12 protein-coding genes, 1 pseudogene and 1 other annotated feature are annotated in these 13,596 nt (G+C 54.3%); all 13 genes and pseudogenes read right to left on the bottom strand.

Annotated elements, in window-relative coordinates; all coding sequences use genetic code 11:
- Window positions 1-45 precede the first annotated feature (45 nt).
- Window positions 46-937 (bottom strand): annotated as a pseudogene (locus B4113_RS21310) (hypothetical protein); the annotation flags it as partial.
- Between the two features lie 398 nt (window positions 938-1,335).
- Complete coding sequence (ileS, locus tag B4113_RS17060; RefSeq protein WP_061912695.1) at window positions 1,336-4,110, bottom strand: isoleucine--tRNA ligase; 2,775 nt, start codon at window positions 4,108-4,110, stop codon at window positions 1,336-1,338.
- A 48-nt stretch (window positions 4,111-4,158) separates the two neighbouring features.
- Window positions 4,159-4,378 (bottom strand) — a binding site (T-box leader).
- 595 nt (window positions 4,379-4,973) lie between these two features.
- Entirely contained in the window at window positions 4,974-5,486 is a 513-nt protein-coding gene (locus tag B4113_RS17055) for a DivIVA domain-containing protein (RefSeq protein WP_131385764.1), read from the bottom strand.
- A 75-nt stretch (window positions 5,487-5,561) separates the two neighbouring features.
- Window positions 5,562-6,335: an RNA-binding protein gene (locus B4113_RS17050; RefSeq protein WP_061912694.1), complete on the bottom strand. Its 774-nt coding sequence runs from the start codon at window positions 6,333-6,335 to the stop codon at window positions 5,562-5,564.
- Window positions 6,336-6,475: 140 nt separating this feature from the next.
- Window positions 6,476-6,748: a YggT family protein gene (locus B4113_RS17045; RefSeq protein ID WP_033022236.1), complete on the bottom strand. Its 273-nt coding sequence runs from the start codon at window positions 6,746-6,748 to the stop codon at window positions 6,476-6,478.
- 3 nt (window positions 6,749-6,751) lie between these two features.
- Window positions 6,752-7,183 carry a cell division protein SepF gene (locus B4113_RS17040; protein WP_061912693.1) on the bottom strand — a complete coding sequence of 144 codons (432 nt, stop codon included), beginning with the start codon at window positions 7,181-7,183 and terminating at the stop codon, window positions 6,752-6,754.
- A gap of 12 nt (window positions 7,184-7,195) precedes the next feature.
- Window positions 7,196-7,870 (bottom strand): YggS family pyridoxal phosphate-dependent enzyme, encoded by a 675-nt coding sequence (locus B4113_RS17035; RefSeq protein ID WP_061912692.1) that lies wholly within the window; start codon window positions 7,868-7,870, stop codon window positions 7,196-7,198.
- A gap of 2 nt (window positions 7,871-7,872) precedes the next feature.
- Window positions 7,873-8,691, bottom strand: a complete 819-nt coding sequence (gene pgeF / locus B4113_RS17030; protein ID WP_061912745.1) for a peptidoglycan editing factor PgeF — start codon at window positions 8,689-8,691, stop codon at window positions 7,873-7,875.
- Window positions 8,692-8,940: 249 nt separating this feature from the next.
- Entirely contained in the window at window positions 8,941-9,189 is a 249-nt protein-coding gene (locus B4113_RS17025; RefSeq protein ID WP_033022226.1) for a YlmC/YmxH family sporulation protein, read from the bottom strand.
- A gap of 95 nt (window positions 9,190-9,284) precedes the next feature.
- Window positions 9,285-10,064, bottom strand: coding sequence for an RNA polymerase sporulation sigma factor SigG (sigG, locus tag B4113_RS17020; protein ID WP_033022326.1), 780 nt, complete (start codon window positions 10,062-10,064; stop codon window positions 9,285-9,287).
- Between the two features lie 119 nt (window positions 10,065-10,183).
- Window positions 10,184-10,903, bottom strand: a complete 720-nt coding sequence (sigE, locus tag B4113_RS17015) for an RNA polymerase sporulation sigma factor SigE (protein ID WP_033022225.1) — start codon at window positions 10,901-10,903, stop codon at window positions 10,184-10,186.
- Between the two features lie 110 nt (window positions 10,904-11,013).
- Window positions 11,014-11,928, bottom strand: coding sequence for a sigma-E processing peptidase SpoIIGA (gene spoIIGA / locus B4113_RS17010; RefSeq protein WP_033022224.1), 915 nt, complete (start codon window positions 11,926-11,928; stop codon window positions 11,014-11,016).
- 539 nt (window positions 11,929-12,467) lie between these two features.
- Entirely contained in the window at window positions 12,468-13,595 is a 1,128-nt protein-coding gene (gene ftsZ, locus B4113_RS17000) for a cell division protein FtsZ (protein ID WP_033022220.1), read from the bottom strand.
- Window position 13,596: the final 1 nt, after the last annotated feature.

The raw sequence follows: 13,596 nt of genomic DNA, 5'->3' as shown, positions 1-13,596 counted from the left end.
AGTCCCGGTAGCCTTCACTGGTGCTCCTTTGGCAGAACTATTCCCTAATTCCATATAATTTCTTCTTGTAGTGAGAAATGGTTTATAAACAAGGAAACGAGTATGTTGCACTTGAATTTGTTTGTAAGGACCATTGATCAAGGAGAGACAAGGGAGATGGCTCCCATGCCAACGGTACTTTTCCTTTCCGACAATCATGTTGACTCGTGTACATGTTTTCGTTTCCACATTGGAATGAAGCGTTCCGGATGAGTCGATATCGTAAAGCGTTGAATCCATGGACTGTGGATACCAGTTGGCTTCAAATGGCAACAACGTGACGCCCGATATCAACGGATAAAAGGTTGAGCCGAACGTATGCCGATAATAGATCGTCATGGATGGGGCGCCGTTGGTCTGCACCTGAACAACGTTTCCTTGTTGTTGAAAGGGGAAACGCTTCCCTCCGCCTTGGATGTGATCGATTTGAAATTGCTCGTTGATCGAAAAACGAACGGTGTGTTCTTTCGGATGCAGAGAGAGTGTGGCTTTGATCGGATACGTGGATTTCGGATTCACCTCGATCTCCTTGATTTTCCAATATCCATGCAACGGGATGTTCTTGGGCTGAGCCTGATGTTTAATTTGTTGATAGAGTTTGACGTCGTTTGCCAACAGTTTGGCAGAAGACGATCTTTTGCGGGGTTGGCATGATGTCATTCATCGCGATCCAGTGAATTGGAGTCGAGGTGAACAACGAAACATGCAAACGGAAGCTGAAGAGCAGCCAGACAGCCATTCCAATCGGAACCAAATATTTCGTATATAAGATCCATTCCGCTGGATTGGTGGTATGGGGATTGAGGCATACAAACATCAAAACCCCAGAAAATACGAATATGAAACTAGCTTCTGCTTTTAAGCGGGACGCCATTCTTGAAATGAACACCCATTTCATATGGAATGCCCTCTCTAATCATGAATTTGAAATGTTTGTAAAATTCAATGGCATTATAAAAAAAAAAGAAGAAGATGTCAACCTTTTACATGGAAATTCACAATATATTCACAAATAATAGGAAAATTGCGCTATAAACCTTATAATTTTAAGCAAACGTGTGGTCGAAGATAATGGAGTAAATGCGACGGAGGCTCATGAGACACGGAGTTTGACAGAATTGGTTCAACTATAGAATTGATTCAACTGCACAACTGAATTTATACACTGCAACATCCTGCACTTTTTCTTGACAAAAACCCTCTGATCCCATTGCGCTTTTTACACCATCGTTTTGGTTTTTTTCCTCCACCAAAAGCAAGCGGCAAGGCCGCCCCAAGGCAACCTGCCGCTTTTCGCTACGCGGAATAATGTTCGTTCACAATGTGCGCACAACGCGGGCAAAGCGTTGGATGCGATGGATCGGCGCCGACTTCTTTCGTCACCGTCCAGCACCGCTCGCACGTCTCGCCTTCGGCCGGGCGAACGAGGACCGCCACATGGGTAAGCCGTTCGGCTTCGGCCGGTGCGGCGTCGTACGGCTCATCGGCGATCGAAAAGGCCGAGACGATGAGGAGCTGGCGCAAATCAGCGTCGAGCGACGCCAACAGCTTGCGCGCCTCGTCTTTCGGATAGATCGTGACGCTGGCGGTCAGCGATTTGCCGATCACTTTTTCATTGCGGGCGTTCTCGAGCGCTTTGAAAATATCATCGCGCACATCCATAAACGCATCCCATTTCGCCAACAGCGCTTCTTCGCCATCGATGGCGATCGGCTCCGGCATGTCGGTGAGCTGGACGCTTTCGACGTTTTCTCTCCGGTTCGGGATATGCTCCCACACTTCATCGGCCGTGTGCGGCAAAATCGGGGCGATGAGCTTCGCCAACGCGACAACCGTCTCGTACAGCACCGTCTGCACGGCGCGGCGGGCGCGCGAATCAGCCGCTTCAATGTACAAAATGTCTTTTGCCATATCCAAATAGAACGCGCTCAACTCAACCGTGCAAAAATGGTTCATCTCATGATAGACGGCGGCGAAATCGTAGCTGTCATACGCTTTTTTCACTTTGGCGATCAGCTTGTTCAGCTTTGCCAGCATATAGCGGTCGACTTCGCCAAGCTCCCCAACCGGAACGGCGTTTTGGTTCGGATCGAAGTCGAACAAATTGCCGAGCATAAACCGGAACGTGTTGCGGATTTTCCGGTACACTTCCGACACTTGTTTCAAAATATGATCAGAAATGCGCACGTCGGCCTGATAGTCAACGGAGGCAACCCAAAGACGCAAAATGTCGGCGCCAAATTGTTCCATCACTTTCGCCGGCACGACGACGTTGCCGAGCGATTTGCTCATTTTCCGCCCCTCGCCGTCTAAAACGAAGCCGTGGCTCAACACCTCTTTATACGGTGCTTTGCCGGTGACGGCGACCGCCGTCGACAACGACGAGTTAAACCAGCCGCGATATTGGTCAGACCCTTCCAAGTACAAATCAGCCGGACGCGCGAGATCATCGCGCTCGACGAGCACCGCTTGATGCGACGAGCCGGAGTCAAACCAGACGTCCATAATGTCCGTTTCTTTCGTAAAGATGCCGTTCGGGCTTGACGGATGGGTGAATCCTTCCGGCAATAAGTCTTTCGCCTCGCGCTCAAACCAAACGTTCGAACCGTATTGGCGGAACAAGTTCGACACATGCTCGATCGTCTCATCGGTGATAATCGGCTCGCCGTTTTCGCCGTAAAAGACCGGAATCGGCACACCCCAGGCGCGCTGGCGGGAAATGCACCAGTCGCCGCGGTCGCGCACCATGTTATGGATGCGGATTTCGCCCCATTCCGGCACCCATTTCGTTTCCTTAATGGCGTCAAGGAGCTGGCCGCGAATTTTATCAATCGAGGCAAACCATTGCGTCGTCGCCCGGAAGATCGTCGGCTGCTTCGTCCGCCAGTCGTGCGGATACGAGTGGGTGATGAAACCGAGCTTCAGGAGCGCTCCAACTTCTTCGAGCTTTTGCGTAATCGCTTTGTTCGCCTCATCGTAAAACATTCCTGCAAACCCGGGTGCTTCCTCGGTCATGTAGCCGCGTTCATCGACCGGGCAGAGAACCGGAAGCCCGTATTTTTGCCCGACGACAAAGTCGTCTTCCCCGTGGCCTGGCGCCGTATGGACGCAGCCGGTGCCGGCGTCGGTCGTGACGTGCTCGCCGCAGACGACCAACGAATCGCGCTCGTAGAACGGATGTTTCGCGACGACGTACTCAAGTTCTTTTCCTTTTACGGTTTTAACGACGGACCACGACGCCCAGCCGACTTCGTTCGCCACCGATTCGGCCAAGGCGGCGGCGACAACGTATTTCTGCCCGTTGGCGTCGATGACATGGTAGTCCAGGTCCGGGTGAACAGCAATCGCCAAGTTCGCCGGAATCGTCCACGGCGTCGTCGTCCAAATGACGATCCGCACGTCGCCGTCCAGCACACCTTTGCCGTCTTTGACCGGAAACGCGACATAAATTGACGGTGAGCGTTTGTCTTTGTATTCGATTTCCGCTTCGGCGAGCGCCGATTCGCTCGACGGCGACCAATAGACCGGCTTCAGTCCTTTGTAGATGAGCCCTTTTTTCGCCATTTCACCGAACACTTTCATTTGCTGGGCTTCGTATTCCGGCTTGAGGGTGATATACGGGTTGTCCCAATCGCCGCGCACCCCGAGCCGTTTAAACTGCCGGCGCTGGTTGTCGATTTGTTCATACGCGTACTGCTCACACCGCTTGCGAAACTCGGCGACGCTCATCGATTTGCGGTCGACGCCTTGTTTCGTAAGCGCCGTTTCAATCGGCAAGCCGTGCGTATCCCAGCCGGGCACGTACGGCGCACAAAAACCGTTCATCGATTTATAGCGGACAATGATATCTTTTAAAATTTTGTTTAGCGCATGCCCCATATGAATATCGCCGTTGGCGTACGGCGGGCCGTCGTGCAGGACAAACAGCGGCCGGCCTTTCGTCCGCTCCTGCACTTTCCGGTAAATGTCCATGTCCTCCCATTTTTTTTGCATTTCCGGTTCCCGCTTCGGCAAATTGCCGCGCATCGGAAACTCGGTTTTCGGCATGAGCAATGTGTCTTTGTAATCCATCGCTGCTCCTCCTTTGAACAATATAAAATAAAAAACCGTTCTCTCCCGGCAAGGGACGAGAACGGTCTCGCGGTACCACCCTTTTTGGCCATGCAAAGGCACAGGCCCACTTTTCATTCGTAACGGGAATGACGCGCCATGGCCTACTCGTTGTTTCGGCATGGAACTCCAGGGTGATGTTCACTCTTGCGCCGGTGCCGGGCTTCCACCATCCCCGGCTCGCTGCGACCGGTCGTGCAAGAGCTACTGTCCCTTTCATCGTTGATGGTTATTCGCAATTCATAACGGAAAAAAGCCGACCGCCTCCCACGGCGGCTGAGGCGGAGATTTTGCCAATCACTTAGAACGGAACCGTTCCATGGGCAATGGTTTGCCCTCCATCCGGAGATAAAAATCCCGTGTCCGTGCGGCATTTTCACGGAAAAGTTCCATGGGCAACGTTTTGCCCTCCACCCGGGGATGAAAATCTCGCGTCAGGCGGGCATTTTCACAGAAAAGATCCATGGGCAGTGATCTGCCCTCCACCCGGGGATGAAAATCCGCGTCAGTCCTGCATTTTCACAGAAAAGTTCCATGGGCAGTGATCTGCCCTCCACCCGGGGATGAAAATCCGCGTCAGGCCTGCATTTTCACAGAAAAGTTCCATGGGCAATGGTTTGCCCTCCACCCGGGGATGAAAATCTCGCGTCAGGCGGGCATTTTCACGGAAAAGATCCATGGGCAGTGATCTGCCCTCCACCCAGGGATGAAAATCCGCGTCAGGCCTGCATTTTCACAGAAACGTGAAGAGCTGTGCCTCAACGGCGATCAAACGAGCCGCGAGATTTTTTGCCAATTATTATAGCGGAAATGCCTTCCGTTCGTCAAGGCTGTGACAGCGGTTCTTTCGCCCCTTCTTCCCAATCCGGCGCTTCATACTCCATCAGCTCGTCCCAATCGCGGCTGTTGATCATATCGAGCTGGGCCTCGACCAACATGCGGAAACGGGCGCGGAACACTTTCGACTGCCGCTTCAGCTCCTCGATCTCGAGGGCGATTTTCCGCGATTTCGCCAATGCATCGCTGATGATGCGCTCGGCGTTTTTTTCCGCCTCTTTAATGATCAGCTTCGCCTCTTTTTGCGCGTTTCGCTTGACTTCCTCAGCCGCTTCTTGGGCGACGAGAATCGACTTGTTTAGCGTTTCCTCAATATTGGAAAAATAGTTCAGCTTCTCTGTCAGCTCCGCTACTTTATCTTCGAGCTGCTTTTTCTCGCGAATGAGCATTTCGTAATCTTTAATGATTTGATCCAAAAACTCGTTGACTTCATCCTCATCATATCCGCGAAATCCACGGCTGAATTCCTTGTTGTGAATATCCAATGGCGTTAACGGCACAGCGGCCACCTCCGTCTTCATCGTTCCTTTTCTTCTTTGTTCGACAAGGTTTGCCGATTTCCTGCTGCCATTTGATTATTTTTGCCAACCGATGCGCACGAGCCAGCGCTCTTTCTTTGTCGGCCCTTCCACAGCCATTAGCTTGCAGCGGCCAAACCCGCGCGCCGACAATACATCGCCTGGGCCGCAGAGAAAATCGGGCTTGTCCACCACTTTCCAGTTGACTTTGACAAGCCCGTTTTCCACCAGCGCCCGCGCTTTCTCGCGCGCGAGACGGAACGCCTGGGCAAGCAGCGCATCCAGTCGAAGCGAAGAGACGGTCACCGTCCCTTCTTGCCATCGTTCTTCAACCGGCAAGACAGCGGAAAGCGGCAGCGGCTCCAACGCCACCGGAGCTTTGCCGATCGCTTCGATGTGCAGACGGACGTAGTCGGCGACTTCGGCAGCGGCAAAAAATTGAATGTCCGAACCTTGAACAAGGACGTCGCCAAATTTGCCCCGCCGCAATCCGAGCGACATGAGCGCGCCGAGAACATCGCGATGCCCGAGGGAGACGAATTTCACCGGATAACGAACGGCAAAAAGCGCGATCTCATAATCGTTTTCCTCCGGGGCAAAATAGGGCGGATAAAGCAGCCCACGCTTGCGTTCGGCAAACGAAGCCCCGCCAAAAAACGAAACGCGCACGTCCCCGCCGCTGCCGATGAGGCTTTGCACGATCTGCTGCTCGCGCGGATCGAGAAAATCGGTGAGCTTCGGAGCGTATTGGCGGCTCACCATCTCCTTCCACTCGAGCACTTGATCGATGAACGGGCGCTCCTCTTGGCGAAAATGCTGATACCATTCCATCAAAATTCACCTTGCTTTCCTCAACGAAAGACAGACATATTGTCCGTTCCGCTTCCAACACCGGCGCAAGACCGGCCCGGGCAACGAGCGGGCGATGCCCTTCCCCGCCAACCCGATCGGTTCAGCCGCCAACGCCGCCCCTAAATTTGCGCTTGCAGAATGTCAAACAAGGCATAAAGCCCCCTCGTGGCGAACTCAAGGACAAGAAAGGCGATGATCGGTGAAATGTCGATGATGCCAAGCGGCGGAATGACGCGTCGAAACGGCTCTAAATACGGCTCGCAAATAGTAGCGAGCAGCTGACCGAACCGCGAGTCGCGCGCATTCGGAAACCACGACATCAAAATGTAAATGATCAAGGCGTACGAATACACTTGAATCAACGTCGTCAAAAATGTAAGCACATAATCCAAGCGCTACCACCTCTTCATCGGTCTGTCATCCTCGCTGTCAAGCGAAATCGAACCGCTGACATCGACATTTTCCGGCGTGCATAAAAAAATTTTCGCGCCGACTTGCTGAATGTCGCCGCCAATGGCGTACACGGTGCCGCTTAAAAAGTCGACGATCCGCTTCGCCTGTTCGTGCTGAATGCGCTGCAAATTCACGATGACGGCGCGCCGGCTTTTCAAATGGTCGGCAATCTCCTGCGCCTCGGCATACACGCGCGGCTCGACAAGCACGACTTTCGCCGATTTTTGCACGCTTTGCAAGCTGACAACGTTCGATTTGCTCGCCGTTTTCGGCGCCGGCGCTTCCTCTTCCGGCTGCGACGCTTCGTACTCTTCTTCATAGTCTTCGTAATCTTCTTCTAAAAAATAATCACGAAATTTTTTCATCAATCCCACCGAATCCACCTCCTACAGTGATCCAACTAGTGCGCTGCCGATGCGGATCCATGTCGCTCCTTCCTCAACCGCGATCACGTAATCGTTCGACATGCCCATCGACAGCTCGGTGCATGGCGCATGAGCCCAGCCGAACTCCTGAACGCGCTCCTTCAGCACCCGCAAACGGCGGAAGCAGGAGCGCAGCACCGCCTCGTCATCCGTGTGCGGCGCCATCGTCATCAATCCGACTACCTCGATGCGGGAAAACGAGCGAAGCTGCTCGATAAACGGGATCGTCTCCTCGGGAGCGAGTCCGTGTTTCGTCGCCTCGCCGGATACGTTCACCTGCACAAAACATTTCACCGGCCGCGCCGCCCGCTTCTCGATCTCTTTGGCGAGCGACAGGCGATCGAGCGAATGAATGTAATCGACTTTGTCGATGACCTCTTTCACCTTGCGCGATTGAAGCGTTCCGATAAAATGCCATGTCGCTCGATTGCCGAGCGCTTCGTATTTCTCGAGCAGCTGCTCGGAACGGTTTTCACCCAAGTCGCCGATGCCAGCATGGAGCACTTCTTGCGCCCTTGCCGCATCCACATATTTCGTGACGGCGATGATGCGTACGTCGGCCGGGTTGCGGCCAACGCGCGCGCAAGCCGCTTCCACTTGTCGGCGGATGAGAGCCAAGTTGTCGCGCACCGTCATGATCATTCCTCCCTTCGGCCGATGAACGCCACCATTCTTCCGGTCGTCCCGCGGTCGCGGCGGTGGGAAAAAAACAGCGTTTCCTCACAGCTTGTACAGCGCTCGGACACCCAAATTTGGCTGTTCGGAACACCGGCGGCGAGCAACTGAAGCCGATTGGCTTCCTTGAGATCGAGGGCATATTGCCCACGGCTTGTTTCCCGCCATGGCAGCGGGCAATCCTTCGGAAGAGTCGCGCGCAAACCGGCGATCACCCGATCATCGACCGTGTAGCAGCACGGACCGATAGCGGGGCCAATGGCGACATAGATGGCGTCTGGCTCCACCCGTTCTTGGTACCGCCAATGCTGCACCATCTTTGGGGCAATCCCGCGCGCCGTTCCCCGCCAGCCGGCATGAACAAGGCCGAACAGTCCCGCCGACGGCGCCGCCAAGTAAACGGGCACGCAATCAGCGAAACAAAGAGCCAACAACACCCCCGACTCCGCTGTGTACAACCCGTCAACGCCCGGGATGGCGGTGCCCCAATCATCGGTCCCTTTTCCGCGGTCGTGTTTGGTCACTTTCTGAATCTCGGCACCGTGCACCTGCTCGCCACACACCCAATGCTCAAGCGGAAAAGCGAGCCATTCTCCGAGGCGGCGGCGATTGTTGACGACAGCCGCGCGCTCGTCGCCGACATGCAGCCCCATATTGAGCGAGGCAAACGCCCCTTTGCTTTCTCCTCCTTGTTTTGTCGTCATCCCAACGACCGCCCCAGCAAACGGGGGTGCCGTACAGCGGAGCCAGCCGTGGGAGTCGTGTTGAAACACATCCGGCATTCGCGTCAACTCCACGCCTGTTTGTCGTTTTTTCATCACTTTTTTTCCTATTTTATCATAGTTTGTTGACGGATGATAACCTTTATTTGTGATTTTGTCGAAATCTTGCCGGTGATGTCGCGAAACGTAGCGCCGCGGCAGCTGAGTGCCGATCCCTCCGCCCTATCGACACTGCACCCTAAAACGCCGGGCGAAGCGGGGACAACGGGCCGGCGCGCGGACGCGTCCCCATGCCTGCGGGCGTGTTGTTCATCCCCCATCGGCATCATGAAGGCGAACTAAAATGACATCAGCGCCAATTTTGACAATGTTTTGCCACGGAATGACGATCGCTTCCTCGCGCCCGAACAGCCCAAGCATTTTTCCGGCGCCTAGAATGATGAGCGAACGAATTTTGCCCGTATCTAAATCGATGTCAATATCGCCAATATTGCCAAGCTTTTTTCCGTTGGCCACATTGACGACATCTTTCGTCTGAAACTCGGAAATTCTCATCATCGATTCTTCCCCGCCTTTCCTCTTCCCTCTCTTTCATCTATATGACGGGCGCGGAACGGTTATGTACCAAAGAAAAAAGGCTGCCCAGGCAGCCGTTACACTTGAATGTTTTTGTTCATTTGCCGGATCGCCGCTTTTTCCAGCCTTGACACTTGCGCTTGGGAAATACCGATTTCCTCGGCTACTTCCATTTGCGTTTTTCCTTGGAAAAACCGTTTCCGGATGATCATTTTTTCCCGCTCATTCAGCCGCCGCAACCCTTCCTTCAGGGCGATCTCTTCAATCCATTGGCTGTCACGGTGGCGCTCGTCGCTCAGCTGATCCATCACGTAAATCGGGTCGCCGCCATCATTGTAAATCGGCTCAAACAATGAAACCGGATCTTGAATGGCATCAAGGGCGAAAACGACTTCCTCATGGGCAACGCCGAGCTCTTTCGCGATCTCTTCTGTCGAAGGCTCTTTCGCCGTCTCGCTCATGAGCCGCTCCCGCACTTGCAACGCTTTGTAGGCGATGTCGCGCAGCGAGCGGGAGACGCGGATCGGGTTGTTGTCGCGCAAATAGCGGCGAATCTCGCCAATAATCATGGGAACCGCATAGGTGGAAAATTTCACGTTTTGATTGAGGTCAAAATTATCGATCGATTTCATAAGTCCGATGCAGCCGACTTGGAATAAATCATCTACAAACTCGCCGCGGTTGTTGAAGCGCTGAATGACGCTCAACACGAGGCGTAAATTGCCGTTGACTAGTTTTTCCCTCGCTTCTAAATCCCCTTCGTGCATCCGCCGAAACAGTTCACGCATTTCCTCGTTTTTGAGGACGGGAAGCTTCGAAGTATCTACGCCGCAAATCTCGACTTTGTTCCTTGTCAAGTTGTTCCCTCCCATCAGGAGATGCTAAGTCGTCAGTTTTCAGTATCTCCTCGGGAGGGAAAAATATGCACAGCCTGTCCAACATGGAAAAAGCGGCGAAGCCTCGCCCCGCCGCCTGTCTACATCATTTTATTAAATTCTTTGCGCAACCGTTTAATGATCCGCTTCTCCAACCGCGATATGTACGATTGCGAGATGCCGAGCAAATCAGCGACATCTTTTTGCGTTTTTTCTTCACCGCCTGACAGGCCAAAACGCAGCTCCATAATTTGCTTCTCACGATCGCTCAGCTGGCGCAAGGCGTTGAGCAGCAGGCGCCGGTCGACGTCCGCTTCCAAGTCTTTCGTAATGACGTCGTCTTCTGTGCCAAGCACATCGGACAGCAGCAGTTCGTTGCCGTCCCAATCGATATTCAACGGCTCATCAAACGATACTTCGGCCCGCACTTTATTGTTGCGGCGCAAATACATTAAAATTTCGTTTTCAATGCAGCGGGAGGCGTATGTGGCCAGCTTGATCTTTTTCTCCGGGTTGAACGTGTTGACCGCTTTGATGAGGCCGATCGTTCCGATGCTGATCAAATCTTCAATGTGAATGCCGGTGTTCTCAAACTTGCGCGCGATGTAAACGACGAGGCGCAAGTTGCGCTCAATAAGCAGCGATCTGGCCGTCTCATCGCCAGCGGCAAGCCGCGCGATCAGCTGCTCTTCCTCCTCTTTTGTCAGCGGCGGGGGAAGCGCCTCACTGCCGCCGATATAATAAATTTCATCCGCCTTCAGGCCGATTTTCGCCAGCAGCTTATACAGCCAGTACATGAAACGAAATTTCCATCTTTTCATGAAAATCCCCCTTCTAAACGCATCAAAAGCGAGTATGATATAGTAACGAGCTACGAAACCGACTGTTTTTTCCCATTAACAGCCTACCGCTCCGGCAGGTCAAGAAGCGCCTACGAAGCCGTTACGTTCCTTCCCGTCTGCACCATTTTCGGATGGACGATGCAGTCATACTCCCCATCGGCTGACAACGGTTCCGTGCTGAGCGCGACGAGCCCGTGCGCCACCTCCAGCCACTCGTTTTCATACCGCAGCATTACGCCATCCGGCTTAATGGCCATCATCCATTGCGGGCCGCTGCCAACGGAGCGATACGGGATGAGGCGAAGACGGTCCATCCATCGTTCTGGAAGAGCGTCTAAGGACGCATGGCTGCCGAGGCAAACGAGCAAGTCTTCCGGCAGCACCCCTTTCGCTTTTTCCCGCTCCACCACCATCACCGGCGTTTTCGTCAGCGGATCGACGAGCTGATTTCCGCTGTCGATCAAGCCGCGGAGCGCGAGCGTTCGCCCGTCCCAGATGACGGTGACGTCGATGATATGCTCAAACCGAAGTTTTTTTTCGCGAATCGCTTCCACACGGCGGCGCGAAAACAGCCATAAAACCGGAAACCCGACGATCACAAACAGCCAGCTGATCGGGTCGCCCGCTCCGGGCTGGCGCATGAAAAGAAGCCCTTGCCGAACCGACCAATGCTGGGCGAAAAAGTAATGGACCGCCAGCATGCCGCCACCGACAGCGAAGGTGGCAAAATAAAACGCCAGCATGTTTTCAAGCAAATAACGCGGCCGTTTAAAACCGAAAGCGGCGAGCACAATCAGCACCGACACGCCGATTTTGCTCAGCGGATGTTGGGCGATGGCGGCAGCAGGGGTGAATAACAGCACCACGAGCATGGAGCCGATGAGCGCTCCGGCCAACAATCGCCACCAGACGATCGGCCGCTTGAGCATAAGCGCCGTCAGCCACAGAAGCAGCGCGTCAAAGCAAACGTTTAGCAGCCAAATGACATCGAGATAGACGACCAAAACAAAAGCCCTCCCCCGCCCCCAGCGGCTTTGTCTGAAACAAGTATATAGCACCTGCCAGCAGGAAGTCTGTCAATCGGTGGCCGTGAAAAAAAGGATGTTTTGTCAAAGCGAAGGGAATCGCGGCAGATCAACGGCAAGCGCCAAGGAGCCGTTTCGTTTCGTGTCGCATCATGCCAAGGGGAACGAAAAGAGAAGCCGAAAAACCCAAGAGCGCGGCCGCCTGACCGTGTTTGCTGAAACGCGGCAGCCAAATGAAAAGAAGCGCCCGCCGCACGCCCCCTTGCGGCCCGTTCCCCGCCGCCGATGCCAAAAGACAGCAAGCACACGTCAACACCTAAGCAAAAAAAACGAGGGTGTCCCGAAAGGATCGAGACACCCTCTTTCGTTGCTATATATACGGGCTGACTGCTTCTGCCGCACGATACGTTGCGCCAATCTTGAAGAGAGATAACCTTTTGGGTCAGCCTCTCTTTCATCGCTATAGGCGGTTGCTGTCGTCCGTTGCCGTCCGCAGCTGCTACTATCTGCGGCCGCTGCTAGCGGCGACGGTTGCGGTTTCGCAAGAAGGCGGGAATATCGAGCGGGTCTTCCGCTTGCCCCGAACGGAGCGCCGCGTAATCTTGCGCCGGTTCGTCGCGCTTTTCCCGTTTCGGTGCTGGCGCGGCCTTCGTTGCCGTGCCGATGCGCGGCGGACGCGACTGCGAAGCGACGTTTTCGTTGAATCCGGTCGCGATGACCGTCACGATGATTTCATCCTTTAAGTTCTCGTTAATCACGGAACCGAAGATCATGTTCACTTCCTGATCGGCCGCCGAAGCGACGATATCGGCCGCTTCCTGCACCTCATACAAACTCAAGTTCATCCCGCCGGTGATGTTCATGAGCACCCCTTGCGCGCCATCGATGGACGTTTCGAGCAACGGGCTGGAGATGGCCTTTTTCGCCGCCTCCGCCGCCCGGTTTTCCCCGCTGGCGATGCCAATCCCCATCAATGCCGAGCCTTTATTGGACATGATCGTTTTCACATCGGCGAAGTCAAGGTTGATGAGCCCCGGCACGGCGATCAAGTCGGATATGCCTTGCACCCCTTGGCGCAATACGTTGTCCGCTTCGCGGAACGCCTCGAGCATCGGCGTGTTTTTGTCCACAATTTCGAGCAGCCGATCGTTAGGGATGACGATGAGCGTGTCGACCGCTTCCTTCATGGCGGCGATGCCGCTGGCCGCTTGAGTTGCGCGTTTCCGCCCTTCAAAGGTGAACGGACGGGTCACGACACCGACCGTCAGCGCCCCTAATTCACGGGCGATTTGGGCGATGACCGGCGCTGCTCCCGTTCCCGTGCCGCCGCCCATGCCGGCGGTGACAAACACCATGTCGGCGCCGCGCAGCGCCTCTTCGATTTGCTCCTTGCTCTCCTCAGCCGCTTTTTTTCCCACTTCCGGGTTCGCCCCCGCACCTAAGCCGCGTGTCAGCTTTGCCCCGATTTGCAGCTTGATCGGCGCTTTTGACAAGTTGAGCGCCTGCGCATCGGTATTGACTGCGATAAATTCGACACCTTGCACCCCGTGCTCAATCATTCGATTCACGGCGTTGTTGCCGCCGCCCCCGACCCCAATCACCTTGATCGTTGCCAACTGATCAACCGTTGTCTCAAACTCCAACATT

The organism is Geobacillus sp. B4113_201601 (assembly GCF_001587475.1).
GTDB classification, from domain to species: Bacteria; Bacillota; Bacilli; order Bacillales; family Anoxybacillaceae; genus Geobacillus; species Geobacillus icigianus.
This window is presented reverse-complemented; position numbering and strand designations above follow the sequence as displayed.